A 24,606-nucleotide genomic window follows, 5' to 3' on the forward strand; every position below is an offset into this window, starting at 1 on the left:
TTTCGCCTCACAAGCCGCGCCGGCCCCGGGCCACCGCCCGGGCAAGGCCGGCGGCCACCTGCGCCTCCGAGCGGCGGAAGCTCTCGAGGTCCGGGGTGGCAATGTGGATGGTCACGGGGGCGGAGGCCTGGCCGCCCGTCGCGACGCCGAGCCGCCCGTCGCTGCCGCGCTTCAGGGGCAGGATCGCCTCCGGCCCGGCCTCGCCCATCAGGCCGAGGCCGTCGCGCATGGGGAAGTAGGTCGGGGCGGCCACGACGCCGCCGGCCGCGAAGGGGCGGACGCGGCCCCGCTGCAGAACCCCGCCGTCGGCGAAGGCCGCTTCGGCACTGCCCGCGCCCGACCCGATCAGCCCGTTCACCAGCCGGGTGATCCCGGCCTTCACCGGGCTCAGGGCCGCCTTGACCGTCACGCTGGAGAGCTTAGTCGCCAGCGTGCCGAGGACGCTGTCGAGCTGGCGCCCGGCCCCGACATTGAGGCTGAGCGCCTGGGACAGGCTCTGGCCGAAGCGCTGGGCGAGCCGGTCGAGGGTCTCCAGCTGCCGGGCGCGGGCCGCGGTGCTGCGGTCGGGGTCGGTCTCGGCCATGGCGGGGGTCCTCGCATCAGGTCGGGTCGGGGAAGCGGGCGATCAGGTCCCGCAGGGCCGCCCCGTCGAGGGCGGTGCGGGCCCCGGTCAGGCCGGCGGCGGCCATCAGTTCGCGCGGCGTGGCGCGCCAGAAGTCGCGCGGGCGCCAGCGCAGGCGGGCGAGGCCCAGCGCCAGCGCCTCGTCCCACGGGAAGGCGGAGGGCGGCTCCGGCGCGGTCCCGCCCGTGGGGCTCAAGGGGTTTCGGGGGCCTCGCCGAAGGCCGCGGCGAGCACGGCGCCGATCGCCGTTCCGATCGCCTCCAGGTCGCCCGCCAGCGGCAGGGCCGCGACGGCGGCCGCGTCGAGGTCGTGGCCGCCGCCGCGCAGGGCCGCGCCGAGGAGCGCGATGAGGTCCCGGCTCCTGAGCCGCCCCTCGCCGAAGCGGGCGGCGAGCTCGGTGAGGTCGGCGGCCCCGAGGGCATCCTCGAGTTCGGCCAGGGCCCCGAGGGTGAGGCAGAGGGTGTAGCGCTCGGGGCCCAGGGCCAGGGCCACCTCGCCACGCCGGCGGTTGGCCATCAGGCGGCCGTGAAGGCGAGGGGGCCGGCCGAGTCGAGGGCCAGGTCGAAGGTCACCTCCCCGGCGTGATCCCCGCGGTATTCCAGGCTGGTGATCTGGAAGATCCCCTCCAGGGTGCCGAAGGCCGGCACCACGATCTGGTAGGTCTCCAGGCTGCCGTCGAAGAACACCTGCCGCAGGCGGCCATCGGAGGCCTCGTCGCGGAACACCCCGGAGCCTGAGAGGGCGGCCCGGCGCACCCCGGCCCCGGCCAGGAGTTCGCGCCAGCGCCCGGCGGAATCGGCGTTCGTCACGTCCACCGTCTCGGCGTTGAAGGCGATCTGGCGGGCCCGCAGGCCCGCCACCGCGAGAAAGCCGCTGCCGGAGGCGATGCGGATGAGCAGGTCCTTGCCGCGTTGGGCTGCCATGGGGGGCTCCGTGGATCGAGGGGTCAGGCGGAGAGGCGCTCGGTGATCGCCCGCAGGGTCAGGGTGGCGCGGGCCTCGCCGCTGGCGGGGTCGCGCCGCACGGCGATGGCCTCCAGGTCGAGGCGCACGAGGACGTGGCCCGCGAGGGCGAGGGGCGCGTCGTGCAGGAGGTCGGCGATGCGCTCGGCGGCATCCACCGCGCTGCGGAGCGAGCCCGGCCGGGCGAAGACCGTCAGGCCGAGGGCGTGCCGGTGGCGCCGGGCGCCGTCGACGGAATCGTCGCGGATCTCGGCGTCCCCGAACAGGGCGTAGACCGGCGCGACGCCCCGGGGCGGCTCGTCGGCCAGGCGCAGGGACCCGCCCATCAGCCGCGCCAGGGGCGCGTCGGTGGCGAGCCAGGCGAGGATGGCGGCGCGCAGCGCCAGGAGCGGGCTGGTGGGCGAGCCGGCGGGAGCGGGGGCGAGGCTCATGCGGCGGCCCCGGCACCGAGTTCCTCGACGTTGAGTTCCTCGACCTGGCAGACGAGGTCGCGCCGGCGCCCGTCCGGATCGCCCGCGCTGCGCACGGCGAAGCGGCGCGGGCCGCTGGCGAGGCGCATCGCCGGCGTGATCGTGGGGCCGAAGCGGAACCGGACCCGGTGGGTGGCGACCGCCTCGGCGCGGCCGAAGCGGAGCCGCTCGACCGGGCGCAGGGGCTCGATCGCCCCCCAGAGCAGCGGGCCGGCCTCGAACCGGCGCACCACGCCGCCGAAGCCGTCCGGCGTCTCCACGGGACGTTCGAGCACGAAGCGGCGGCGGCGCGCGCCGATGGGCACGGGGGGGAGGGGCTGGGGCATGGCGGCGATCTCCGGGACGGGGCGCGCTACAGGCGCAGCCGCCGCAGCGGCGCGACCAGGGCGGCAAGGGCGGGCGGCGGGACGTCGTCGCCGGCCCCGTCGCCGCGATGCTCGAAGGCGTGGGCCACGAGGAGCCGGATCGCCTGGGCCAGGGCCGGCGGCAGCGGCGGCCCGGCGCCGCCGTAGCCCGCGTCGACTTCGATCAGGGCGGCGCGCCGGTCGAGGGCCGGCACCGCCGGGTCGATGACGAGGCCGGGCGCCTCGATCCCGTCCGCGCCGGGCCGGACGAGCCCGGCGGCGAGGTCGGTGACGGTGCCGCCGGGATCGACGAGGCCCGTCCGCGCCACGGCCACGAGGGGGCTGAGCGGCAGGGGCAGCCAGCCGTCGCCGGGCCAGGCCGTGAGCATCACGCGGTAGCGCCCCGGCGCCAGGATGCGCCGGGTGGCCACCTCCACCTGCGCCCGGGCCGCCGCGATCAGGCGCTCCACCAGGGGATCCTCGGCCCCGCCATCGTCCGGGTCCAGGCGCAGGACGCCGCGCATCTCCGCCAGCGTCACCGGCTCGACGCGGGCATCGTCGACGCGTATCGGGGTCATCGTCGTCTCCGTGTGGGGGCCGTCCAGGAAAGGGATCGCGATGGCGCGCAACGCTGGCCGGACCCGCCGCGCGGCGCGGCGCGGGCCCCCGGCCCTGCTGGGGCTTCCGGTGCTGCTGGCCGTGCTGGGACCGCCGGCCTCCGGGCCGGCCGGCGCCGTGGTGGGCGGCCGCCCCGCCCCCGAGGCGGCGGGCTCGGCCGTGATGGTGCTGTCCTCGAACGGCGGCGTCTGCACCGGCATCGTCGTGGCGGCGGACGCGGTGCTCACCGCCGGCCACTGCGTGGCGGCCCGGGCCGAGCACCGGGTGCATTACAAGGACGCGGCCGGCGCGCCGGTGCTGGCCGAGATCACGGCCCGCGCGCTCCATCCGGGCTACGATGCGGGTGCGGTGGCGGGGCGCCGCCGCTCGGTCGACCTCGCCCTGGTGCGCCTGGCCGCCCCCTTGCCGGGCCGCTTCGTGCCGGCCGCCCTCAGCGCCGCGCTGCCGCGGGCGGGCGAGCGCCTGACCCTGTCCGGCTACGGCGTCGCCGCCGCCGGGGATGCCCGCAGCACCGGGACCTACCGCAGCGTCGAGCTCGGCGTGATCGAGCCCCACGGACCGAGCCGCCTCCTGGTCTGGCTCGGGGCCGGTCCCGGCGGCGCCAGCGCCTGCCAGGGCGATTCCGGCGGGCCGATCGGCGCGGGGCCCGCCGTCCTCGCGGTCTCCGCCTGGGCCGCCGGCAAGGCCTGCGGCGGCGTCTCCCAGGGCGTCCTCCTCGGGCCGCAGCGCGACTGGATCGACCGGACCCTGTCGGGCTGGGGCAGCGCCGCGCGCTGGTCCGGCGTCTGAACGGGTCTGCGGATGACGAAAGGTCCGCGGAACCAGAGCTTGGCCGAGCCATTGCCTTCCGATAGGCTCCACGCCGTTCTCGTCCAGAACATCGCCGGACGCGGGAGAGACACGATGTTGCCGACCGCGCTGCGCAAGGCTGCCCCCAGCAAGGCTGTGCGCCACACGACCCGTCCCACCCGCCTCCGGATCGGAGCGACGGTGCTGGCGGCGGCCCTCGGCGCGCTGGCGCCCCTGCCGGCCTCCGCGGTGATCAACGGCGAGGTCTCGCGCGATCCCAACGGCCTGCGCGCCTCGGTGGTGCGGATCGAGAGCACCCAGGGCGAGATCTGCTCGGGCACGCTCATCGCCCGCGACCTCGTGCTCACCGCCGCCCACTGCGTCATGCATCAGGCCGGCTACAGCGTGGTGGCGGTCGACCGGGCGTTCCGCTCGCGCCGCATCAACGCCATCGCCTTCGCCATGCATCCCGACTTCGTGCCCGGCACCACGCCGGAGGACCAGCCGGGCATCGACCTCGCGGTCATCAAGCTCGCCGAGCCCCTGAGCGGCGATTTCCAGCCCCTCGATCCCCGCGGCGGCGCCATCAACACCGGCGACGCCGTCGACATCGCGGGCTTCGGCGTGGTCGCGGAGAACCGGCGCAACACCGCCCGGACCCTGCGCCAGGCCCACCTCGTCTCCATCGGCTCGCTGCAGGTCGCCAACCGGGTCACGGTGGTCACCGACCGCCGCCGCATGGCCGAGACGGCGGGGGCCGGTGCCTGCCTGGGCGATTCCGGCGGCCCGATCCTGCGCGGCGGCCCCGGCGGCTACCAGATCGTCGGCGTGGTGAGCTGGTCCAGCGGCGCCATGCGCCAGGACCGGAAGGCCCGCACCGCCTGCGGCGGCTTCACTGCCGTGACGCCCACCGGCGAGCATGCCGGCTGGATCAACGCCCGCGCGGCCGACTTCGCCCGCATGCCCTCCGGCGCCGCCATCGGCGCGACCCGGTCGGACTGGATGGCCAAGCCGGGCCGGCGGTAGGCCGAGGCGCTGGGCGACAACGGCTGCCGACCTACGGGGCCGGGCCGGGCTTGGCGGGGGGCATGCCCGTGCTGCGGATCGCGTCCGCGGTCCGATCCGAGGTGAGGGGGGCTCGCCGGAGCGACAGTCGAACCTGCGGCGATCCACCCCGCCTCCACCGGGTTGTGCAGGCCCTCGTTTGAGAGGGGCACCACGTCGACCGCCGCGCCGTGCTCTCGCTGATGGCGCATCGTCTTCGGACCCTGACCCTGGGAGGCGCCCGACAGGGTCCGCACGCGCAGCCCGTCATCGCGTCGAAGGCCGGCAGCGCCGCCTGGTAGGCCAGGGCGAAGCCGCCCGAGATCATGACGGTCAGGGCGTCCGCGCCATCGGGACGGTCTGCCATCGGATCACTGCCATTCGCGGGAGAGCCGCACGGATGGGGTTCCTGAAGCCTGCCGGTCCCGCCGTCACGCTGGGTCTCGGGCCCGAGCCAGAGATTGATCCCGCTCTTCGGAGCGGACACCCCCGGGCCCGGGGGGCCCGGGGGTGTCGGGCTCACGCCCCGAAGGACAGGAGCTTGATGGCGTCGAAGTCCTGGACGCCGCCGCCGACACGCTTGGTGGTGTAGAACAGCACGTAGGGCTTGGCCGAGTAGGGGTCGCGCAGCACCCGCAGGCCGGCGCGGTCCACCACGAGGTAGCCGCGGCGGAAATCGCCGAAGGCGAGGGAGAGGCTGTTGGCGCCCGCGTTGGGCATCGCCTCCGCCTCGGCCACGGGGAAGCCCAGGAGGGTGGCCGCGCGGTCGGCGGCCAGGGGAGGCTGCCACAGGTAGTTGCCGTCGGCGTCCTTGAACTTGCGGATCGTGCTCTGCAGGCGCCGGTTCATCACGAAGGTGGCGTTCTGGCGGTAGCCCGCCCGCAGGGCGTAGACGAGATCGAACAGCACGTCGGACGGGTTCGCGGCCGCGAAGCCGCCCGACACGCCCGTCGCGACGGTTCCGATCTTGCCCGGCACCCAGGCGGTGTTCGCCACGAGCTCGTAGGTCAGGAAGCCGCGCGGGCGGCTGACCCCGTTGCCGGTGACGAAGGCGGTGCCCTCCTGCTCGGCGAAGGCCGATTCGACCTCGTCGGCGAGCCAGGCATCGATGTCCACGACGGCGTCGTCGAGGAGCGTCTGCGTCGCCGCCGGCATGGCGTAGAGCTCCATGGCCGGGAAGGTCAGCTCGGACAGGACCGGCGAGTCGGTCTGCGGTCGCGGCGCCGTCTCGGCGACCCAGCCCGAGACCGCGTCGCGTACCGAGACCGCGCGCTTGTACTGCCCGCCGGAGATGACCCGGACCGTGGCCAGCGACCGGATCGGCGACAGGGCGGCGAGGCGCGTCAGCACCATGCGCTCGACCTCGGCCGGCACGAGGTAGCCGCCATCTGGGCCGGACCCCGCCGAGAGGGCCTTCGCCTCGAGCCGCTTGAGGCCGCCGCTCTCGCCGGACCGGACGTAGAGGTCGAAGGCCGCCTTGTGCTCGAGGCTGGCCCCGTCGCGCGGCGCCGGCCCGCCCTGGCCCAGGGGCGCGCCACTTCCCAAGGGCGGGCGGCGGCCGTCGAGGGTGAGGCGGTCGAGGCGGGTGCGCGCCGTATCGAGGGCGGCGTCGATGCGGGCGAGCTTCTCCTCGGTGAGCACGTCGCCCGGAGCGCGGCCCTCGATGGCGGCCAGGCGCGCGTCGTTGGTCTCCTTGAACGCCTCGAAGGCGCGGGCGAGCTCGGCCATGGCGGTGCCCACCGCCGGGTCGGACGGGGCCGGATCGTTCGAGGCACGGCCCGCGGCCTTGTCCTCCAGGGGCGGCCAGGCGCCCTTCATCTCGGGCGCGCGCGGGGCGGCGGCGTGGGTCTCGAACGGGACGGGGACGGTCATGCGAACCTCGCGGAGCGGGCGGGCAGGATGGCGGCGGGCCGGGGCCCGGGCCGGGTGGAGGGGGAAGCCGCGCGCCGGGGCGGCGCCATGCGGTGGGCGAGAGCCCGGATGTCCTGCGCCAGGGCGGCGGCCCGAGCCGGGGCGAGGCCCGCCTGGGCCGGGGCGGCGATCCGCGCGCCCGCCTGGAGCGGAAAGGTGACCAGGGAGATCTCCCAGAGGTCGATCGCCTCGAGCCGGCGCAGGCCGCCGCGCTGGGGCTGCGCCCGCACCGTGCGGAACCCGATCGAGAGCCCGTCGAGGCCGCCCGCGCCGAGCAGCGCGTCGAGCTCGCGGGCGCGCTGAACCGCGAGGTTGAGCTGGCCCGCCACCCGCAGACCGCGGGCATCCTCGCGCAGGGCGAGCCAGCGCCCCACCGGCTCGGCCGGATCGTGCTGCCAGAGCATCCGCACCCCCGCGACGCCCCGCGTCGCGAGGCTCTGCCCGAAGGCGCCCGGCGCCACCACGTCGCGCCCAAGATCGGGCACGCCGAACAGGCTGGCATAGCCGGTGAAATGGCCGTCCATGGGAAACTCCGCCGCGTGGTTTGAGAGGGAGACGGCCGGCTCCGGCCTATCCTTCGAGCCGCCGCGAGCAGGACCCTGCGAGGGGACGGGGGGCGGTGGTGAGCACCGGTGCGACGGACCGGGTGGTTCGCGTTGACCGCTTCTTTCCGCTGTGTACACATCGTGTGTGCACAATGGAGGCGGGTCATGGCCCAGGACGACGAGGCTTCACCAGAGCCGCCGCGAAAGGTCGGCGTGCGCGAGTTTCGCGGCAACTTCGCCGGCTTCATGCGGCAGGTGCGCCACGGCGCATCCTTCGCGGTGACCGCCCACAACGAGGTGATCGCGATCGTGCAGCCGCCCCCACCGTCCCGTCTGCGCCGGCCCGGCACCCTGCGCGGGCAGATCGAGATGGCACCGGATTTCGATGTCCTGCCTCCTGAGCTGCTGGCCGCCATGGAGGGCGAAGATCTGGTGGGCGGAGATTTGGAGGGCGAAGATTTGGAGGGCGCGAATTCGGAAAGCGGGGGGGAATGAGGCTTCTTCTCGATACGCACGCCCTGCTCTGGTGGCTGCTCGCGGACCCGAGACTCGGCCAGGCCGCCCAGGACATGATCGCGGACCCCGCCAACGACGTGCTTGTCTCGGTCGCGTCCCTCTGGGAGATCCAGGTGAAGGTGCGGGTCGGAAAGCTGAAGGCCGACCTCGACAGGATCCTCGACGCAGTGCGGGACCAGGGCTTCGACATCATCGGGATCGCCCCGGCGCATCTGCTGGCCCTCGGTGACCTTCCGCGCCACCACGGGGATCCGTGGGATCACCTGCTCATCGCCCAGGCAAACGCCGAAGGCGCCGTCTTCGTCTCCGAGGATCGGCACGTTCCGGCTTATCCCGTGGCGTTCGTCCGCTGTTCCGGGTCGGCGCAGGTGCGGCCGGCCGGCCAGTCCGAGACGAACCCTCCGGCTTTGGACGGGACCTGAGACACGGGATCTGCGGCTTGGGCCGGCGGGCTTGGGCCGGCGGGCTCGGGCCGGCGGACCGTCCGACCTCAGCGCGGCCCGTAGCCCACCGCCTCGCGCTTCTCTGCCTCGGTGAGGAAGTCGGCGGCCTGGACCCGGCGCCACAGGCTCTCGCGCTCGGGGGCCAGGGCCTCGATGGCGTCGAGGTCGGGCTCCAGGCGGGCGGGGCCGAAGGCCGGCTCCAGCCAGTGGGCCAGGGCCTCGGCGGTGCGGCGCACCAGGGGGATCACGGTCTGGCGGTAGAAGGCGCGGTTGGCCTCGGCGTAGTTGGCGTGGGTGTTGTCGCCGGGCAGGCCCAGCAGCAGGGGCGGCACCCCGAAGGCGAGGGCGATCTCGCGAGCGGCCCCGCTCTTGGCCTCGACGAAATCCATGTCCTTGGGCGAGAGCGCCAGGGGCTTCCAGTCGAGCCCGCCCTCCAGCAGCAGGGGCCGCCCGGCATTGCCGGCGCCCTGGTAGTTCGCCTCGAGCTCGCCCTTGAGCCGGGTGAACTGCGCGTCGCTCAAGGTGGAGCCGGCGGCGGTGGCGAAGACCAGGGCGCCGGAGGGCCGGGCGGCGTTGTCGAGGAGCGCCTTGTTCCAGGCCCCCGCCGCGTTGTGGATGTCGAGGGCCACCGCCGCCGCCTCCATCGGGGAGAGGCCGTAATGGTCGTCGGTGGGGTGGAACAGGGTGAGGTGGAGGATCGGGGCCACGCCGTCCGCGCCCTGGTCGAAGCGCAGGGTGCGGCCGCCCACCGCGTAGTCGTAGGCCGCCGGCCAGCCGTCGGGGCCGGGCACCACCCGCATCCGGTCGGGCCGCAGGGCGTGGAGCTCGCGGGGCACGCCGTCGAGGCCCGTGGCCTGGAGGTAGGCGTTGCCGGAGACCATCAGGTGCCCGTAGAGCGATTCGAGCAGGGCCGCGCCGCCCTGGCGCGGGTTCGGCCGGGCCAGCAGCGCCGCCAGAGGGTGCGGCCCGGCGGCGGACGTCCCCGCCAGCCCGAGGGGCAGGGCGGCGGCGGCCTCGGCCACCAGCCGCACGGCCCGGTGCACGATGGCGTTCCTCTGGAAGCCCGCGCGGGCCAGCGCCCCGATGTCCCGCGGCGTCCAGGAGGCCGGGCCCTCGCCGTAGAAGGCGACGCCGAGGCCCGCGAGGGGCGCCGCCTTGCTGTCGGGGGCCGCGGGCGCGGCGCGGCGCACGAGCCGGGAGAGGAGGTTCGCCATCGGGGCCTCGCGGAAGCGTCGGTGTGGACGGGGCGTCAGAGCCGCCGGATGCGCGGCTCGGGGCCGCTGCGCAGGAGGAGATGCGTCAGGGCCCAGACCAGGGCGTCGAGGCGGTCCGGCGAGGCGCCGGAGGACAGGCCGTCCGGCCCGAAGTCGCAGAGCTCGTCCTCCAGCGCCGGCAGGGCGCCGACATGGTGGACGCGGCCCTGTGCGTAGAGCATCGAGACCGGCTCGGCCCGCAGGTACTTGCCGCGCGTCGCCCGCACGGGGGTCACCGGCACGGCGGCGTCGACCTGGTGCAGGACGGCGGTGGCCATCTCGCCTCCCTGGTTGACCTCGACCACGAGGCTGTCGGCCGCGAGACGGTGGTAGAGCGCCAGCGCCGTCGCGGCCCAGGCCTCGGGGGCGGCCCGGCCCAAGGTGGCGTCGGCCAGCACGTAGGCGTGGCCGGCGGCGTCGAGGCCGGCGGCGACGATCCCGCAGGCATCCGCCCCGGCCTTCGAGGAGGCCGGCGGGTCCACCGCCACGACGATGCGGCGCAGGGCCTCCGGCGCCGCCGGGACGCGGGCCGCCTCCAGGCGGTCGCGGCTCCAGAGGGCGTCGGCCCGGTCCGCGATCAGCTCGCCGTCGAGCTCCTGGCGCCCCAGCCGGGTGCCGGCGTAGCGGCCCACCACCGCCTCGAGGAAGGCCGGGGCGAGGTTCGCCGCGTTGTCGGCGGTGCGCGCCCGGCTGACCACGGTGCGCGGGTCGGCGAGGATCCGCCGCAGCAGCGGGATCGGCCGGGGCGTGGTGGTGACGAGGCCCCGCGGGCGGTGCCCCAGGCGCAGGCCGAACTGGATCATGTCCCAGGCGGCTTCGGCGTAGCGCCACTTGGCGATCTCGTCCGACCAGGCCGCGCCGAACTGGGGCCCGCGCAGGGAATCCGGCTCCTCGGCCGAGAAGGCGAGGCCGACCGCGCCGTTGTCCCAGTCGAGGCGCCGGCGGGAGGGCGACCAGCGCGGCCGTTGCCCGGCCAGGCCGAGGAGGCCGGAGGGCCCCTCCACCATGACGTCGCGCACGTCCGCGAAGGTCTCGCCCACGAGGGCGATCCGCCCCACCGGCCGGGCGGTGAAGGCCGGGTCGCCCAGGGCCAGGGCGCGGACCCACTCGGCCCCGGTGCGGGTCTTGCCCGCCCCGCGCCCGCCGATCACCGCCCAGGTGGTCCAGTCCGGCAGGGCCGGGCAGGGCGGAAGCTGGTCGTCCCGCGCCGCCAGCAGCCAGTCAGTCGCCAGGGCCCGGATCAGGGGCGGCGGCAGGCTCGCCAGCAGGGCCGGCATCCGCCCGCTCGCCGCCGAGTGCCGCAGCGCGCCGCGCGATCTCCGCGCGCAGGGCGGGCAGGTCGTCACCCGCCCCGTCGCGGGCGGTCGCGTCGTGGTCGCCGGAGCCTGCCCCATCGCTTCCCCCCGCCCCGTCGTCGGTCGTCTCGTCGAGAAGGCGCTTCAGGCCGCCGAGATCCCGCAGGACCCGGGCGCTGTCGAAGGCCGGAGCGCCCGCCGCCCCGTTCAGGGCCGCGTCGAAATGCAGGATCTGCCGGGCGATCTGCGCCCGGAGCGCTGCCCGCATCCGGCGGGGATCGGCGTCCAGCCCCAGGGCGCGCCCGACCTCGCCGGGCCGGCGCCCCTCCAGGCCGCACTGGGCGAACAGGGCCTCGGCCCGGTGCCGGGCGACGCCCAGGGCCTGGGCGAGGTCGCCGATATCGATCCAGTCCTCGCGGTAGAGCCGGGCCACCGCCGCCCGCCGCGCCGGCTTCCAGCGCGCGGGGGTGAAGGCCGTGGAGGCCGTCGCCGCCGCGGGGCGCCAGCCGAAGCGCTTGTTCCAGGTCCGGATGGTGGTGACCCGCACCCCGGTCTCCGCCGCGATGGCGGTGACGGGGCGCGTGGTGTCCCGCATGGCCGCCTCGACGGCCCCCCGGATCGAGGCGACGATCGGCACGAGCTTCGCCATCGCCGTCTCCCGTGCCACTCACACTTCCTGAGCGTGCCCTGTTGATACCCCAGGAGCGTCGCGCTGTCAAACATAAAATCCCATTCATGGACTTTATTCATCGTCGCGCGATGGTGGGATTCTGCCGGGCGCGAAGAGGGCAGACACCCGATTACGACCCGATCCCGGGTCGATGGAACCGCCCGGCGCTTCCCGGTCCCGGGCATCGCGCGGCGGGACGTCCCACGCTTCATTCCGGTCTCGGCCGGCAACGACCGGATGTTCCCTCAGGATCAGGCGTTGAAGCGGCCGGATTGGTTCGATCCTGAGCTTCGTCGCCGCCCGGACATCGAGACGCGCGGACGTCACCGCGGCGTCCGGCGAGCGATCCGTGCCGGCAAACGGACATGATCGAAAGGAGGGCATTGGTGGGACGCCGACGTTTCGAGGCCCCCCGAAAAGACCTGAATGGCATCATCCAAGACGAAATCACAATTTCGTCATCAGTCCTTTGTTAAGACGAATCATCCTGCTCGCCCAACAAGATGATCGGAAGACTTCCGAGTGGACAGCGATGCGCGACGACGCATCGGAGGGAACAGGACATCATGCGCGCCCGCCTGCGTCGTGCCCGGACAAGCCCATCTCCCGGAGAGGGGGCGTGCATGAAGCACCGGCGCAGGCCGACCCTGCACCGGGCGGTGGACGCGCCGATCCGGATTCGCGCACGCGATCGGGGCGGCTTGCGCAGGGTCTAAAAGGCCGGGTGATCGGCCGTGGCGGCCCGCAGAGCCGCGACCGCCGGCCTCGCCGGCAAACCGCGACGCTCCGGGATGATCCGGGTTGATACGCAGATCCACGATGCAACTACAGTCATGGATTCAGCCTTTAGTCGAGTTTTATCGGATTTAACTAATAATCAATCTGACAAGACTTAGATTTAGGCATGATCATCAGAGACTTAGTCAGACTGATTGGGCATCCGATCGTGGGGATCTGGTTCCTCGCGGCGATCTCGTACTTCGCAGCCGCCGCTTTGACGATCCATCTGACGAGCAACGGACGCGACATCGCCACCATCTGGCCGGCCAACGCGATCCTCGTGGCCCTCCTGCTCGCGCAGGAGCGGCCGCGCTGGGGCGCGGTGCTGAGCGCGGGCTTCGTGGCCGGCGTCGCCGCCAACCTGATCACCCGGGGGGCCTCTGCGGGAGCGATCCTCTACGGCCTCGCCAATCTCATCGAGGTCGGCTTGGCCGTCTCCCTCCTGCGGCGATCGGGCGAGCGGGAGGGCATCCTGCACACGACGGGCGCCGTCCTGCGCTTCATCCTGGTGGCGGGCCTGGTGGCGCCCGCGGTGAGCGCCGTTCCCGGCAGCCTGACGGCCTTCGCCCTGTACGGCGAACCCTTGCCCAAGGCTTTCGCCACCTGGGTCGCCAGCGACGGCCTCGGCCTCCTGGTCTTCACACCCTTCCTCTCCACGGTCGTCCGGGGCGACTTCGTGGACGGCTTCGCCCGGAAGACCTGGCGCGAACGAGGCCTTTCGGCCGCGCTGCTGGTCCTGGTGGGCCTCGTCGCCTACGGCGTCTTCTTCCTGGCGACGCGGCCCCTGCTCTTCGCGATCTTTCCTCCGCTGATGCTCGTCACGTTCCGGGTCGGACGCCTCGGCGTGGAGGCTGCCGTGATGCTGGTCGCGGTCATCGGGGGGATCGCCACGATGCAGGGGCGCGGGCCGATGATCCTGATCGCCGCCGACGCGGCGACGCAGGCCCAGGCTTTCCAGGCCTTCCTGGCCGTGACGCTCGTGACCTGCCTGCCGGTCGCCGCCGAGGTGACCGCCCGGGCCCGCCTCACCGCGGCCCTGGCCGCGCACGGCCAGGAGATGACCGCCTCGGCGATCACCGACGCCCTGACCGGGACCCTCAATCGCCGGGGCTTCGAGGCCGAGGCCCGGCGCTGGCTGCGCGCGGAGGCGCCGGGTTCCCTGAGCCTGATCGCCGTGGATTTCGATCATTTCAAGCAGATCAACGACCGCTGGGGCCACCAGGCCGGCGACCAGGCGCTCCGGCACTTCGCCGCCCTGGTGTCGTCGCATGTCCGCGCCGGGGACCGGGTCGGCCGGCTCGGCGGCGACGAGTTCATGATCCTCCTGCCCCACAGCGATCTCGACCTCGCCAGGGGCGTCGGCGAGCGCGTCCGGGCGGCCGTGGAGAACGCACCGCTGGCCTTGGGCGGCCAGCCGGTGGCGTCCCTCAGCCTCAGCATGGGAATCGCCGCCGCCCGGTCGGGCGAGAGCTACGAGGACCTGGCGCGGCGGGCCGATCGCGCCCTGTACGAGGCCAAGGAGGCCGGCCGCAACACGATCCGGTGGGCGGGCTGAGCCGCGCCGCGCGCGGTTTCCGGGCCCGAGGGGGCCGCCCGGGACCGGCTCCCCGGCGGCAGCGTTTCCCGCTACTCTGCCGGGGCTGCGAGACAACCGGCAAAATCAAGGATACGCATGCGATGAGTACGGACAGCCTGACGGCGCACGGCGTCTTCGACGTGGCGGAGGAGGCCGCGCGCCTGCCCGAGACCTCCGACACCATGGTGGCGGATCACCGCTTCACCGACGATCCGGCGGCCAGCGCCCGGGTGTTCCGGGTCTACCATCCGACGCCGCCGCACAGCCACGCCTCCTGCGACGAGTACCTCTACGTGCTGTCCGGGCGCTGCCTGATGACATTCGGCGACGAGGCGCCGGTGGAGGTCGGCCCCGGCAAGCTGGTGTTCTTCAAGCGCGGGGTGGTGCACGCGGTCCCCGAGATCCTCGAGCAGCCGATGGTGTTCCTCTCCGTCGACACGCCCCGGCGCGAGCCGCGCGACATCCGCTTCGTCACCGACGGCACGGGGACGCCCGACACCTTCATGCGCCAATCGTAAGGGGCGCCCGTCGCCGACGGGGGCGGCCTACTCGACCTTCTCGTTGGGATAGACGCCCCAGAGCCGGTCCTGGCGGATGTAGCCGTCCACGTCGCCGCGCCGCTGGGGCAGCGCCACGATGATCCGGCACCAAGCGCCGGTGCAGGTCTTGACGCTGCCGATGACGCCGGCCTGGAGGCGGGCCTCCTCGCCGGAGGCCTCCTCGGCCTTGGCGTAGAGCGGCACCGGGGCCTTGTCGCCCCCCTTGCCGGCGGTGACGATGGAGGTGCGCCGGCCCGAGAGCAGCGAGTGCAGCACCCAGCCCTCGGTGCCCTCCGAATCGCGGATGCGGCGCCAGGTCTCGAACTCGGCCACGATCTCGACGGGCAGGCCGGCCCGCTGGAACACCCAGAGGGTGCGGTGGTCCTTCGAGGGGCCCTCGCGCAGGTTGACCCGATCGGTCTTCAGACTGGCGTAGCGCGGCAGGGGCAGCTTCGTCACCGGCCCGAGGGCGACGTCGGGGCCGGCCCCCGACGCCGGGGCGGCCGCGGCGGCGCCGGCCGACAGCAGGGTCGCGAGGGTGAGGAGCAGGGCAGGCGCGCGCATCGTCCGGTGATCCTTCACGCTGTCCGGTGCGAGCCGAAGGGTGGCGGCCGGCCCCGGCGTGCATTGTGTTCCGCGGCCTCTCTGGTAGAGAGGCCCTAGGGTCGAGGGGACCCTGGGGTCGTGGCCTTCCGGCTGTCGGCCCGGTCGTCTCGAATGTCTTGACCGGTGCGTGGTTAACGCGCGGTAAGCCGGTGGTGTCGCCCCCGCATCGGAGATCGCGCCGGAGACCGGCCGGGTCGGATCGGGGCTGGCCGACACCGTTCGCGGGGAGGGTGCATGTCGTCGTTGAAGCGCAAGCCGCTCGTGGTCGTCACGCGGCGTCTGCCTGAGGTCGTGGAGGCGCGCATGCGCGAGCTCTTCGAGATCCGACTCAACACCGACGATGCCCCGATGGCGCCCGACGCCCTGATGGCGGCCGTGCGCGAGGCCGACGTCCTGGTCCCGACGGTGACCGACGAGATCGATTCGGGACTCCTCGCCCAGGCCGGCCCGAACCTGCGGCTGATCGCCAACTTCGGCAACGGCGTCGACCACATCGACGTCGCCGCGGCCCTGGAGCGCGGCATCACCGTCACCAACACCCCCGGCGTCCTCACCGAGGACACCGCCGACATGACCATGGCGCTGATCCTTGCCGTGGCCCGCCGGGTCACCGAGGGCGCCCGGATCATCCCGGACGACGCCTGGACCACCGGCTGGTCGCCGACCTGGATGCTCGGCCGCCGAATCACCGGCAAGCGCCTCGGCATCGTCGGAATGGGCCGGATCGGCCAGGCCCTGGCCCGCCGGGCCAAGGCCTTCGGCCTGCAGATCCACTATCACAACCGCAGGCGCGTTCCCGCGCAGATCGAGCGCGACCTCGACGCGACCTACTGGGAATCCCTCGACCAGATGCTGGCCCGCGTCGACATCGTGTCGGTGAACTGTCCGCACACGCCGGCCACCTACCACCTGCTCTCGGCCCGCCGCCTCAAGCTCCTCAAGCCCGAGGCCGTGGTGGTGAACACCGCCCGCGGCGAGGTCATCGACGAGACCGCCCTCGCCCGCCTGATCGAGGCCGGCGACATCTCCGGCGCCGGCCTCGACGTGTTCGAGCAGGAGCCGGCGGTGAGCCCCCGCCTCGTCAAGCTCGCCCGCGCCGGCAAGGTCGTGCTCCTGCCCCACATGGGCTCGGCCACCCACGAGAGCCGCGTCGACATGGGCGAGAAGGTCATCATCAACATCAAGACCTTCATGGACGGGCATCGGCCGCCCGACCGGATCCTGCCCAGCATGCTCTGACGGCGCCGCCGTCCCGCGGTATCCATGCCGGCAGCGGATGGCGGCCCCCCATCACAACGTAGGATCGGAACGGGCCCATGCCCGGCACGTTGACCGGCGCTGGCTCGGACGGGGCCGGTGTTTGGAACGGGTGGATCGAGACATCATGGCCGCGGACACACCGTCGACCGAGGCGGCATCGGTGAGTGTTATGGGGTGCGGCGAGTTCCGGCGTTTCGCCGATTTCGTGCCCCTGATGATGTGGCGTGCCGATCCCCAGGGGGCCGCCGTCCATCACAACGAATCCTGGCTCGCCTTCACGGGCCGCTCGGTCGAGGAGGAGCTCGGCCACGGCTGGCGTCGCGGCCTCCATCCCGATGACCTCGAGCGCCACGCCGCCATCGTAGCCAAGGCGTTCGCCGCGCAGGAACCATTCACGTCCGAGTTCCGCCTGCGCCGGCACGACGGCGCCTACCGGTGGCTGCTCGATACCGCCAAGCCCTTGCGCGAGAACGGCGATTTCGTCGGATTTCTCGGCACCTGCTTCGACATCACCGACCGCAAGCATGCCGAGGAGCATTCCGAGCGCGCGCTGGTGGAGAAGGAGGCGCTCCTCGCCGAGGTCTACCATCGGGTGCGCAACAACCTCCAGGTGATGGTCAGCCTGATCGGTCTCTACGGCCGTGCCGCGCCGGCCCCCTGCCGAGGCAGCTTCGAGGCGCTCGGTCAACGGGTCCGCGCCATCGCCCTCGTGCAGCAGCACCTTCACGAGGCACCCCACATCGCCTCCATCGACCTGCGCGACTACCTGCACCGGCTCGCCTCCGGCCTTGGCCAGTTGCGCCGGGCGGGGCGCATCGGAGTCACCGTCGGCGGTCATGGCACCAGCCTCGTCGAGCCGCGCACCGCCAACGCCCTCGGGATGATCGTCGCCGAGGTTGTGTCGGAATGCCTCGACACCACCGCCGAGACGGTCGCTTGCACCATCGCGATCCAGATCGACGCTGCGGCGGGCGGTCCCGTGCGCCTCAGCATCGTCTCCGGAGCAGGAGAGGGCGCCGCCCCCGGCAAGCTCGAGGTGCCGAATCTCGGCCCTCGCCTGATCGCCGCCTATGCTTCGCAGGCCGAGATCGCTGTTCGGGGCATCGGTACGGCCGCCGAACCCCTGGCGCTGCAACTCCCCGAGGTCCTGGCGCAGCCGTCCTGAGGATCGCATTGGCGCCGGCATGGACTATATGCGCAGGGGTGCCGCCGCACAGGAGCCGTTCCCCCACCCATGCTTCCAGATATTGCGACGATCATCGACAATTTCGGCATCCTCGATGAGGGCCCGGACCGCTACGAGTATCTGATCGAACTCGGGCGTGCCCTGCCGCCGTTCCCGGAGGAGTTGCTGACCGAGGAGAACCGGGTCCATGGCTGCGAGAGCCAAGTCTGGGTCGACGCCCATATCGATCGCGCCGAGACCCCGCCCCGCCTGCACCTGCGGGGGACCAGCGATTCGGTGATCACCAAGGGGTTGATCGCCCTCGTCATGGCCCTTCATGACGGCAAGGCGCCGGAGGACATCGCCAAGGTCGACGTCTTCCAGACCTTCAAGGAGATCGGGCTCGGGGCCCATCTGACCTCGAAGCGTTCCAACGGCGTCCGGGCCATGGCGGAGCGCATCCACCGGGATGCGATCCGCCTGACAGCCGCCTGAACGGTCCCCGCCAAGAACCGATCAGCCCCGCCGCGCCGCTTGCACCGAGGCTTCCCGCCACAGGCGCAGCCGGGCACGGTCCGGCCCGACCGCCGCGCGCTCCAGCCCATAATGTTCGGCCAGGCGCGCCAGGGCGATCCGCGCCACCACCTTCGCCGAGCGGGCCGGCCAGCGTCGCTCCGCCTCGATCCGCTCCAGGCCCTTGAGGAAGCCGCACAGGTCGATCAGCAGGCCGGACAGGTCGCTGCCGACGGCATCGAGGGCCGCCCGGACCCGCTGGCGTGCGGCCAGCATCGCGTCGGAGCCGGCGGCCGGATCCCGCGGACCTGATCCATCGACCTTTACGCCGCTCCAATCCTGACCCATCCGCGGCATCAGCGCGGCTCCGGTCAGGTCCCGGCGCAGGCGTTCCCCCGCCTCGAAGCAGGCTGCGTCGATGAGAGGCGTGCCGTCGCGATCCCGCCGCCGCGCCATCCAGGCCAGGGGGCTCTCGGAAGCATCGCGGACCGGCCGGTCCGGCGCGACAAGGCTGCTCACGAGGTCGAGATGCTGGGCGAGATAGGGTGTCTGCGGGCCGGCCGCTTCCCGGCGCAACCGCGCCCGTCCGGCCGGGCTGATCGTCAGGCGGGCCCGGCGTCCCGAGCCGCATTCCGCGAGATCCCGGGCCAGCAATTCGGCGCCCGCGCTTCGCCCGAAGCGACCGCCGCCGACGGAGATGCCGGTGCCGCCCTCCCGGACGATCCATTCCTCGGTCTCGGTGGGATCGGGCAGCGCGTAAGCGCCTTCCTGCGCGAGGGCGTTGAGAAGACGCCGGGCATTGGGGCTCAACACCTCGTTCCCGCAACGGGCGTGCAGAGGGCGGGCGCCATACTCCCGAGCCGGACGCACGGCAGCGATCGACGGGGCAGTCCGATCAATGTTCATGGTTTGTTCCAATACTCAGGACAGCGGCGGCACGCGCCAGAACGCCGACAGTACGGGAAAAATATCCTAGTTCAAGTCTTGACGGCCATTTTGCCGACCGCTCGTCAGCCCGTCCCGGTTCGGGGTGGTTGGGGCCGGTCGCGACGCGATCGAGGCCTTTTCGCCAATGGAGACGGGCTCCGGAGACCACGGGTGCTCCGGAGTGGTCGCAGCATCAAGCCGCTTCGTCGTAGTTCCCGCTGCGGGTCTGTCCGAGACCGATCGCCTTCGCGAGGTCCGAACGCGCCTTGGCGTAGTTCGGAGCAACCATCGGGTAGTCAGGCGGCAGCCCCCACTTGGCGCGGTATTGCTCGGGGCTCATGTCGTACTTGGCGCGCAGGTGGCGCTTCAACGACTTGAAGGTCCGTCCGTCTTCGAGACAGATGATGTGATCGGCCGTCACCGACTTCTTCACGGAGATTGCGGGCTGAAGCGGCGCGGCAGGCGTCTTGGCCTCGATCTGGCCGCTGGCAATCTGGGTCAGCGCCCCATGAATGCGCGTGATCAACTGAGCCAGTTCGCCGGGAGGCACCGGGTTGTTGCTTACGTAAGCCGAAACGATGTCGACGGTCAGTTCGACATAATCCGCGGAGTGTTCGATGTCGGTCATAATCGGAAGAGCTCTCCTGACGCGATGCAGTGAATAGGGTACGCAAGCAACTCGACCGCCTTTGCGCCGATGCTCGCTCGTTCCGCGGATCGAACCCGCGGCGTCACCGTCTGTCCTGCACGCGCTATAGAATGCGCAGCAACTTCGCCCGCTACGATTTCTTGATATGCTATTCTCAATGACATCGCAAGACGGGCGTGCGCAGTTCGATAACGTCAAGCAACTGTTGCGAACAATATTTCAACCTTGCCGAATTCTCAGGATCTTCATCCAGGCGTCCGAGCATGAGCCCCCGAGAGACCGTCGGACAGATTGCCGCAGGAGCGGCCGCATCCCTCGTTCCATGTCCCGCACTCCCCACGCGCTTGCTTGCAGCTCACGCTCGCGCCACATGGCACGGCAATATGGAGCGACGCGTCTCCGTGTCTCGACCCTGCGCCAGGATTTTTTGCGATGGCCTCCCAATCAACAAGCCTTTCGGTTTCAGCCACCGCTCCGGTCGCGGAAGTGCGCCCGCACACCTACGAAGTCCACGGCCATGTGATCCGCGACGACTATGCTTGGCTGAAGGCTGAAAACTGGCGGGATGTCCTTAAGGATCCGGCGGCCCTGCCCGCCGATATCCGGGAGCATCTGGCGGGTGAGAACGCCTATTCGGACGCCGCGCTCGCGAACACCACTGCGCTGCGCAAAACCCTCGTCGCCGAGATGCGTGCTCGGATCCGGGAGGACGACAGCAGCGTGCCCGAGCCTGACGGCCCCTATGCCTACTACACCCGCCATCGCGAGGGCGGACAGTATCCGCTTGTGTGTCGGCGGCCGCGCACCGTCGTGGTGATCCCCGGGCAGGGCGCCGAGACGGCGGCCGATGGGGGGCCGGAAGAGGGGGAGGTCATCCTCATCGATGGTGATCGCGAAGGTGAAGGGCTGACCTTCTTCGAGATCGCCGCAGCGGTCCATTCCGATGACCACCGGTTGCTCGCCTGGAGCGCCGACACCAAGGGCTCGGAACTGCACAGCATCCGGGTGCGTGATTTGGAGACGGGCTCGGAGCTGACGGACCGCGTCGAGGCGACCACCGGGGAGGTGGTCTGGACCGCCGATTCCCAAGCCTTCTTCTACGTCGCCGTCGACGACAACCACCGGCCCGCGCGAGTGATGCGCCATCGCCTCGGCACCGCGCAGGACGCCGATACCCTCGTCTACGAGGAGGCCGATTCCGGCTTCTTCGTCCATATCGACGAGACGCAATCGGGCGACTACGTGGTGGTGACGGCCAGCGACCACGAAACGTCCGAGGTTCATTTCCTCGACCGTCGGACGGGGGAGGGTACGCTCACCGTGGTGCAGCCGCGCGAGCCGCTGCTGATCTACTCGGTCGAGAACTGGGCCAACCACCTCTTCATCCTCACGAATGCCGACGGAGCCGAGGACTTCAAGATCGTCACCGCCCGGGTGGAGGCTCCCGGTCGCGAGAACTGGACCGACGTCATCGCCCACCGTCCCGGCGTGATGATCCGTCACCAGCACGTGATCGCCGATCATCTCGTGCGCCTCGAGATCGAGAATGCACGCCCGCGGATCGTCGTGCGCGACACCAAGGGCAACGAGCACGTGGTGGCCTTCGCCGAGGAGGCCTATTCCCTCGGCCTGCAGCCGGGGCACGAGTTCGAGACGGCGGTGATCCGCTTCACCTACTCGTCGATGACGACGCCGGCGGAGACCTACGATTACGACTGCGTCACCCGGGCCCGGCAGTTGCGCAAGCGTCAGACCGTGCCCAGCGGCCACAACCCGGCGGACTACGTCACCCGGCGCCTGTTCGCCACGGCGGCGGACGGCGAGACCGTGCCGATCTCGCTGCTACACCGGCGCGATTGCCCGCTCGACGGTACCGCCCCGCTGCTACTCTACGGCTACGGCTCCTACGGGACGCTGATGCCGGCCGCCTTCCGCACCAACCTGCTGTCGCTGGTCGACCGCGGCTTCGTCTACGCCATCGCCCACGTGCGTGGCGGGACCGAGAAGGGCTGGCGCTGGTACCTCGATGGCAAGCGCGAGAAGAAGCCCAACACCTTCTCGGATTTCGTTGCCTGTGCCCGCGCTCTGATCGAAGCCGATTATACCGCCCAGGGCCGCATCGTGGCCCATGGCGGCTCGGCCGGCGGCATGCTGATGGGGGCGGTCGCCAACCTCGCGCCGGAGCTGTTTGCCGGCATCGTGGCCGACGTGCCCTTCGTCGACGTGCTGAACACCATGCTCGATGGTGAACTGCCGCTGACGCCGCCCGAATGGCCGGAATGGGGAAACCCGCGCGAGAGCCTCGCGGCCTTCGAGACGATCCTGGCCTACTCGCCCTATGACAACGTGGCGGCCAAGGCCTATCCGGCGATCCTGGCGCTCGGTGGCCTGACCGACCCGCGCGTGACCTACTGGGAGCCGGCGAAGTGGGTCGCGCGCCTGCGGGCGACCATGACGGGCGGTGGCCCGATCCTCCTGCGCATCAACATGGAGGCGGGGCATGGGGGCGCCGCCGGGCGCTTCGATCGCCTGGAGGAGGTCGGCCTGATCCAGGCCTTCGCCCTGCTGGCCGTCGGCAGGGCCTGAGAGGCGTACGCGGGCGAAGGGTCGAGCCAGATCGAGGGGCGGGACGAAATCCCGCCCCGAATTGCTTCGAACCGCGCAACTTTATTGATCCTTGTAAGATCCGCCGCATCCCTGGTCGGCATTCTCCCGTGAGGCAACTTTTGGTTGTGTCCCGAGGGGGTGTGCATGACGAGAATTTCAGTGACATGGGCCGACGATTGGTCCCGGAGCCAAGCCGGCGGGCGAGCGGACCTCATCCTAGCCACTGCGCAAGCTGCCGCCGATGGTTGGGGCAAGTATATCCAGGGCAACGGCACGATCGACCTCACCGTCGCAATCGGCAACGTCGGAGGTGGGAATTATCTCGCGAACGGGGGTCCGAACGGAACCTGGGACGGACGCTTCTCGGCAGCCATTCACAAGGCGCGCTTGGGTTGGGACGGAAATGGAGGCGCTCCGGACGGGAAGGTGACCTTGGGCGAGCACCGGCTCGACAGCTTGTTCTACGATCCGACGGGTGCGGCCTCTGTTCCGTGGGATAAAATCGATGCCTATTCGCTGTTCCAGCATGAATTCGGGCATGCCCTGGGATTCGTCGACCTTCCGGCCACATGGTCCAACGGGAACAACGAGTTCTCTGGGCCCAACGTTCAGGCTTCGAACGGCCGCTCGATCCCGCTCGACGACTCCCGCTCCCATGTCGCCGGTCGAGAGGATCTGATGGATCCCTGGTCTTCTATGGGCAGCCGTGCGGCGATCACGGATCTCGATCTCGCGATCTTCCAGGATATGGGCATGCCGATCGCCACCGAGCGGGCTGACCGGATCGGGCTCGACTACCCGAACGAGGAATTCTTTGCCTTTGGTGGGGACGACTGGGTCGATGGCGGGTGGGGCGACGATCGGATCGACGGGGGGACCGGCGACGACAGCCTGTTCGGCAGCGGCGGCAACGATATGCTGATCGGTGGTGCGGGCGACGATATCCTGGATGGGGGGTGGGGGTACGACACCCTCGATGGCGGCGAGGGCCGCGACCGGGCGACGTATTCCGGTAACCCCGCCGACTTTGCCGTCATCTACGATGCCACCAGCAGGGGCGGCGCCCTCAGGATCAAGAACATCGCCAGCGGCGAGGTCGACATCCTCACGGGGATCGAATCCCTGCGCATCGGCGACGTCGAACTTGATGTGAAGGGTTTGTTGGCTCACCTCCGGGCACGCTTCGGCCCCATCGGGACCGACTCCAAGAGCCGGTTCGAGATGCTGTTGACGGACACCTCCGACGAAGCCTTCGTGGCCGACATCCCGGAGATCGACGGCGGCTTCGTGGCGAGCGCCCTGGTGCGCTTCGATAACCTCGCCGGCGGCAGCCATCAGCGCGTCTTCGACACCGGAAACGGAGCGTGGAGCGATAACATCTGGCTCGGCCAGGTCGGCAGCAGCCGCGACATGGGCTTCGAGATCTATGCCGGCTCCGGCGTGCATCGCATCGTGGCCAAGGATGCGATCGTGCAGGGGGTCGAGGCGCGCTGGACGGCTGCCGTGGACCCCAACGGGCGCATGAGCCTGTCCAAGGACGGGGTCCTCCTGGCGCAGGGGCAGGGTGAGGTCCCCCGCGACATCGTCCGTACGAGCGACCTCGTGGGCAAGTCCAACTGGTCATACGACACGGACCTCATGGGCACCGTCTACGACCTGAGCTTCAAGGCGGACGGAGTCGCCGATCTTCACGGCGCCTTCTCGGCCACCGCCAAGGTCCGGTTCGACGATCTCGATGCGGGTCCCTGGCAGCGGGTCTACGACCTGGGCAACGGAACGAGTGGCGACAACGTCTTCCTCGGCCAGATCGGGACGTCGAATGACATGCAGTTCACGATCCAGAACGGGAGCAGGGAGGGAACCCTGATTGCCAGGAATGCGATCGTGGAGGGACAGGAGGCGTCCTGGACGACCAGCGTCAACGAGGCGGGCTGGATGCGCCTGTTCAAGGACGGTACGATCCTGGCCGAGGGGCAGGGCGTCGTGCCGAAGGACATCGAACGGACCAATGAGTTCGTCGGCAAATCCCCCTGGTCCATCGATGCCCCGCTGGCGGGCAAGGTCAGCGACCTGGAGGTCACCGCGTACAAAGGGATCCCAGAGATCGAGGGCGCCTTCAAGGTGTTCGCCGAAGCCCGCTTCGACGATCTGGCCGGTGGCAGTTACCAGCGCATCTTCGACACCGGCAACGGGGCCTGGGAAGACAACGTCTGGCTCGGTCAAGCCTGGACGAGTGACGACATGGCCTTCGAGATCATCGCGGGGTCGGAAACCTACCGGATCACCGCCTACGATGCGATCGTGGAAGGCGAAACGGCCCGATGGCAGGCCAGTGTGGACGACGGGGGCTACATGCGCCTGTTCAAGAACGACACCCTGATGGCCGAGGGTCCAGGGGGCGTTCCCCGCGATGTGCTCCGCACCAGCGATCTGGTGGGGAAGTCGAACTGGTCCTACGATGCCGACCTGGCCGGTCAGATCAACGAGCTGATCTTCATGTAG

The 24,606-nt window shown here is 71.5% G+C and carries 26 protein-coding genes; 11 read left to right on the forward strand and 15 right to left on the reverse strand.

The features are described from left to right. Positions 1–7: 7 nt before the first annotated feature. From ASF20_RS20320 to ASF20_RS20350, 7 genes are read right to left on the reverse strand one after another with little or no spacing between them, the layout of a single operon-like run. On the reverse strand, positions 8–583 hold the full coding sequence (locus ASF20_RS20320) for a phage tail tape measure protein (RefSeq protein ID WP_056277406.1): 576 nt from the start codon (positions 581–583) through the stop codon (positions 8–10). A gap of 16 nt (positions 584–599) precedes the next feature. After that, entirely contained in the window at positions 600–818 is a 219-nt protein-coding gene (locus ASF20_RS20325; RefSeq protein ID WP_056277409.1) for a phage tail assembly chaperone, read from the reverse strand. Continuing rightward, the gene (locus ASF20_RS20330) at positions 815–1,138 is read right to left on the reverse strand and encodes a gene transfer agent family protein (protein WP_056277413.1); all 324 of its coding nucleotides are present in this window, start codon (positions 1,136–1,138) and stop codon (positions 815–817) included. The genes ASF20_RS20325 and ASF20_RS20330 overlap by 4 nt, the downstream gene beginning before the upstream one ends. Then, positions 1,138–1,545: a phage major tail protein, TP901-1 family gene (locus tag ASF20_RS20335; protein ID WP_056277416.1), complete on the reverse strand. Its 408-nt coding sequence runs from the start codon at positions 1,543–1,545 to the stop codon at positions 1,138–1,140. The genes ASF20_RS20330 and ASF20_RS20335 overlap by 1 nt, the downstream gene beginning before the upstream one ends. A 23-nt stretch (positions 1,546–1,568) precedes the next feature. Continuing rightward, positions 1,569–2,015, reverse strand: coding sequence for a DUF3168 domain-containing protein (locus ASF20_RS20340; RefSeq protein WP_056277419.1), 447 nt, complete (start codon positions 2,013–2,015; stop codon positions 1,569–1,571). Continuing rightward, a complete protein-coding gene (locus tag ASF20_RS20345) occupies positions 2,012–2,380 on the reverse strand; it encodes a head-tail adaptor protein (RefSeq protein WP_056277422.1) in 369 nt (122 codons plus the stop codon). The genes ASF20_RS20340 and ASF20_RS20345 overlap by 4 nt, the downstream gene beginning before the upstream one ends. 26 nt (positions 2,381–2,406) lie before the next feature. Continuing rightward, the gene (locus ASF20_RS20350) at positions 2,407–2,976 is read right to left on the reverse strand and encodes a hypothetical protein (protein WP_056277425.1); all 570 of its coding nucleotides are present in this window, start codon (positions 2,974–2,976) and stop codon (positions 2,407–2,409) included. A gap of 40 nt (positions 2,977–3,016) precedes the next feature. On the opposite strand from ASF20_RS20350, the gene ASF20_RS20355 reads away from it, so the two are divergent. Together ASF20_RS20355 and ASF20_RS20360 are read left to right on the forward strand one after the other, a co-directional pair. Continuing rightward, positions 3,017–3,805: a S1 family peptidase gene (locus tag ASF20_RS20355; protein WP_082501476.1), complete on the forward strand. Its 789-nt coding sequence runs from the start codon at positions 3,017–3,019 to the stop codon at positions 3,803–3,805. A 114-nt stretch (positions 3,806–3,919) separates the two neighbouring features. Further along, positions 3,920–4,831 carry a trypsin-like serine protease gene (locus ASF20_RS20360; RefSeq protein ID WP_082501477.1) on the forward strand — a complete coding sequence of 304 codons (912 nt, stop codon included), beginning with the start codon at positions 3,920–3,922 and terminating at the stop codon, positions 4,829–4,831. Between the two features lie 537 nt (positions 4,832–5,368). Here the strand turns inward: ASF20_RS20360 and ASF20_RS20365 are convergent. Continuing rightward, entirely contained in the window at positions 5,369–6,577 is a 1,209-nt protein-coding gene (locus ASF20_RS20365) for a phage major capsid protein (protein ID WP_244476514.1), read from the reverse strand. Positions 6,578–6,717: 140 nt separating this feature from the next. After that, positions 6,718–7,284, reverse strand: a complete 567-nt coding sequence (locus ASF20_RS20370; RefSeq protein ID WP_056277429.1) for an HK97 family phage prohead protease — start codon at positions 7,282–7,284, stop codon at positions 6,718–6,720. A 186-nt stretch (positions 7,285–7,470) separates the two neighbouring features. Here ASF20_RS20370 and ASF20_RS20375 point away from each other — a divergent pair, with 186 nt between their 5' ends. Further along, positions 7,471–7,800, forward strand: a complete 330-nt coding sequence (locus tag ASF20_RS20375) for a prevent-host-death protein (protein WP_348271554.1) — start codon at positions 7,471–7,473, stop codon at positions 7,798–7,800. Then, positions 7,797–8,243, forward strand: coding sequence for a type II toxin-antitoxin system VapC family toxin (locus ASF20_RS20380; RefSeq protein ID WP_056277432.1), 447 nt, complete (start codon positions 7,797–7,799; stop codon positions 8,241–8,243). Before ASF20_RS20375 ends, ASF20_RS20380 begins: the two co-directional genes overlap by 4 nt. A 68-nt stretch (positions 8,244–8,311) precedes the next feature. Here ASF20_RS20380 and ASF20_RS20385 read toward each other — a convergent pair whose 3' ends face one another. The 3 genes from ASF20_RS20385 to ASF20_RS20395 are packed head-to-tail and all read right to left on the reverse strand — an operon-like array spanning position 8,312 to position 11,461. Continuing rightward, complete coding sequence (locus ASF20_RS20385; protein ID WP_056211958.1) at positions 8,312–9,478, reverse strand: phage portal protein; 1,167 nt, start codon at positions 9,476–9,478, stop codon at positions 8,312–8,314. A 35-nt stretch (positions 9,479–9,513) separates the two neighbouring features. Then, entirely contained in the window at positions 9,514–10,794 is a 1,281-nt protein-coding gene (locus ASF20_RS20390; protein WP_056211960.1) for a terminase family protein, read from the reverse strand. Next, positions 10,739–11,461, reverse strand: a complete 723-nt coding sequence (locus tag ASF20_RS20395; protein WP_056211963.1) for a hypothetical protein — start codon at positions 11,459–11,461, stop codon at positions 10,739–10,741. Before ASF20_RS20395 ends, ASF20_RS20390 begins: the two co-directional genes overlap by 56 nt. A gap of 967 nt (positions 11,462–12,428) precedes the next feature. Between ASF20_RS20395 and ASF20_RS20400 the strand changes: the two genes are divergently transcribed. Both ASF20_RS20400 and ASF20_RS20405 read left to right on the forward strand, forming a co-directional pair. Continuing rightward, positions 12,429–13,817, forward strand: a complete 1,389-nt coding sequence (locus tag ASF20_RS20400; protein ID WP_200927250.1) for a GGDEF domain-containing protein — start codon at positions 12,429–12,431, stop codon at positions 13,815–13,817. 122 nt (positions 13,818–13,939) lie between these two features. Next, positions 13,940–14,356 carry a cupin domain-containing protein gene (locus tag ASF20_RS20405; protein ID WP_056277437.1) on the forward strand — a complete coding sequence of 139 codons (417 nt, stop codon included), beginning with the start codon at positions 13,940–13,942 and terminating at the stop codon, positions 14,354–14,356. Positions 14,357–14,383: 27 nt separating this feature from the next. Here the strand turns inward: ASF20_RS20405 and ASF20_RS20410 are convergent, their stop codons facing one another. Continuing rightward, positions 14,384–14,941 (reverse strand): SH3 domain-containing protein, encoded by a 558-nt coding sequence (locus ASF20_RS20410; RefSeq protein WP_056211969.1) that lies wholly within the window; start codon positions 14,939–14,941, stop codon positions 14,384–14,386. Positions 14,942–15,217: 276 nt separating this feature from the next. Between ASF20_RS20410 and ASF20_RS20415 the strand changes: the two genes are divergently transcribed. From ASF20_RS20415 to ASF20_RS20425, 3 genes are all read left to right on the forward strand, one after another. Continuing rightward, a complete protein-coding gene (locus ASF20_RS20415; RefSeq protein ID WP_056211971.1) occupies positions 15,218–16,222 on the forward strand; it encodes a D-glycerate dehydrogenase in 1,005 nt (334 codons plus the stop codon). Positions 16,223–16,367: 145 nt separating this feature from the next. Next, entirely contained in the window at positions 16,368–17,408 is a 1,041-nt protein-coding gene (locus ASF20_RS20420) for a PAS domain S-box protein (RefSeq protein WP_056211972.1), read from the forward strand. Positions 17,409–17,477: 69 nt separating this feature from the next. Continuing rightward, the gene (locus tag ASF20_RS20425) at positions 17,478–17,903 is read left to right on the forward strand and encodes a SufE family protein (RefSeq protein ID WP_056211975.1); all 426 of its coding nucleotides are present in this window, start codon (positions 17,478–17,480) and stop codon (positions 17,901–17,903) included. A gap of 21 nt (positions 17,904–17,924) precedes the next feature. On the opposite strand, the gene ASF20_RS20430 is transcribed toward ASF20_RS20425, so the two are convergent. Both ASF20_RS20430 and ASF20_RS20435 read right to left on the reverse strand, forming a co-directional pair. Next, entirely contained in the window at positions 17,925–18,731 is an 807-nt protein-coding gene (locus ASF20_RS20430; protein WP_244476512.1) for a DUF6456 domain-containing protein, read from the reverse strand. Positions 18,732–19,041: 310 nt separating this feature from the next. Continuing rightward, a complete protein-coding gene (locus ASF20_RS20435; RefSeq protein WP_056211977.1) occupies positions 19,042–19,476 on the reverse strand; it encodes a MucR family transcriptional regulator in 435 nt (144 codons plus the stop codon). A gap of 453 nt (positions 19,477–19,929) precedes the next feature. Here ASF20_RS20435 and ASF20_RS20440 point away from each other — a divergent pair, with 453 nt between their 5' ends. Beyond that, on the forward strand, positions 19,930–22,083 hold the full coding sequence (locus ASF20_RS20440; RefSeq protein WP_056277440.1) for a S9 family peptidase: 2,154 nt from the start codon (positions 19,930–19,932) through the stop codon (positions 22,081–22,083). 144 nt (positions 22,084–22,227) lie between these two features. Next, entirely contained in the window at positions 22,228–24,606 is a 2,379-nt protein-coding gene (locus tag ASF20_RS20445; protein WP_348271555.1) for a hemolysin, read from the forward strand.

The sequence above is a fragment of the Methylobacterium sp. Leaf88 genome (assembly GCF_001422795.1).
Lineage (GTDB): Bacteria > Pseudomonadota > Alphaproteobacteria > Rhizobiales > Beijerinckiaceae > Methylobacterium.

Coding starts and splice junctions, on each gene's coding strand:
- ASF20_RS20320 (WP_056277406.1), bottom strand. CDS start 583: ATGGCCGAGACCGACCCCGACCGCAGCACCGCGGCCCGCGCCCGGCAG.
- ASF20_RS20330 (WP_056277413.1), bottom strand. CDS start 1,138: ATGGCCAACCGCCGGCGTGGCGAGGTGGCCCTGGCCCTGGGCCCCGAG.
- ASF20_RS20335 (WP_056277416.1), bottom strand. CDS start 1,545: ATGGCAGCCCAACGCGGCAAGGACCTGCTCATCCGCATCGCCTCCGGC.
- ASF20_RS20340 (WP_056277419.1), bottom strand. CDS start 2,015: ATGAGCCTCGCCCCCGCTCCCGCCGGCTCGCCCACCAGCCCGCTCCTG.
- ASF20_RS20345 (WP_056277422.1), bottom strand. CDS start 2,380: ATGCCCCAGCCCCTCCCCCCCGTGCCCATCGGCGCGCGCCGCCGCCGC.
- ASF20_RS20350 (WP_056277425.1), bottom strand. CDS start 2,976: ATGACCCCGATACGCGTCGACGATGCCCGCGTCGAGCCGGTGACGCTG.
- ASF20_RS20355 (WP_082501476.1), top strand. CDS start 3,017: ATGGCGCGCAACGCTGGCCGGACCCGCCGCGCGGCGCGGCGCGGGCCC.
- ASF20_RS20360 (WP_082501477.1), top strand. CDS start 3,920: ATGTTGCCGACCGCGCTGCGCAAGGCTGCCCCCAGCAAGGCTGTGCGC.
- ASF20_RS20365 (WP_244476514.1), bottom strand. CDS start 6,577: ATGGCCGAGCTCGCCCGCGCCTTCGAGGCGTTCAAGGAGACCAACGAC.
- ASF20_RS20370 (WP_056277429.1), bottom strand. CDS start 7,284: ATGGACGGCCATTTCACCGGCTATGCCAGCCTGTTCGGCGTGCCCGAT.
- ASF20_RS20375 (WP_348271554.1), top strand. CDS start 7,471: ATGGCCCAGGACGACGAGGCTTCACCAGAGCCGCCGCGAAAGGTCGGC.
- ASF20_RS20380 (WP_056277432.1), top strand. CDS start 7,797: ATGAGGCTTCTTCTCGATACGCACGCCCTGCTCTGGTGGCTGCTCGCG.
- ASF20_RS20385 (WP_056211958.1), bottom strand. CDS start 9,478: ATGGCGAACCTCCTCTCCCGGCTCGTGCGCCGCGCCGCGCCCGCGGCC.
- ASF20_RS20390 (WP_056211960.1), bottom strand. CDS start 10,794: ATGCCGGCCCTGCTGGCGAGCCTGCCGCCGCCCCTGATCCGGGCCCTG.
- ASF20_RS20395 (WP_056211963.1), bottom strand. CDS start 11,461: ATGGCGAAGCTCGTGCCGATCGTCGCCTCGATCCGGGGGGCCGTCGAG.
- ASF20_RS20405 (WP_056277437.1), top strand. CDS start 13,940: ATGAGTACGGACAGCCTGACGGCGCACGGCGTCTTCGACGTGGCGGAG.
- ASF20_RS20410 (WP_056211969.1), bottom strand. CDS start 14,941: ATGCGCGCGCCTGCCCTGCTCCTCACCCTCGCGACCCTGCTGTCGGCC.
- ASF20_RS20415 (WP_056211971.1), top strand. CDS start 15,218: ATGTCGTCGTTGAAGCGCAAGCCGCTCGTGGTCGTCACGCGGCGTCTG.
- ASF20_RS20420 (WP_056211972.1), top strand. CDS start 16,368: ATGGCCGCGGACACACCGTCGACCGAGGCGGCATCGGTGAGTGTTATG.
- ASF20_RS20425 (WP_056211975.1), top strand. CDS start 17,478: ATGCTTCCAGATATTGCGACGATCATCGACAATTTCGGCATCCTCGAT.
- ASF20_RS20435 (WP_056211977.1), bottom strand. CDS start 19,476: ATGACCGACATCGAACACTCCGCGGATTATGTCGAACTGACCGTCGAC.
- ASF20_RS20440 (WP_056277440.1), top strand. CDS start 19,930: ATGGCCTCCCAATCAACAAGCCTTTCGGTTTCAGCCACCGCTCCGGTC.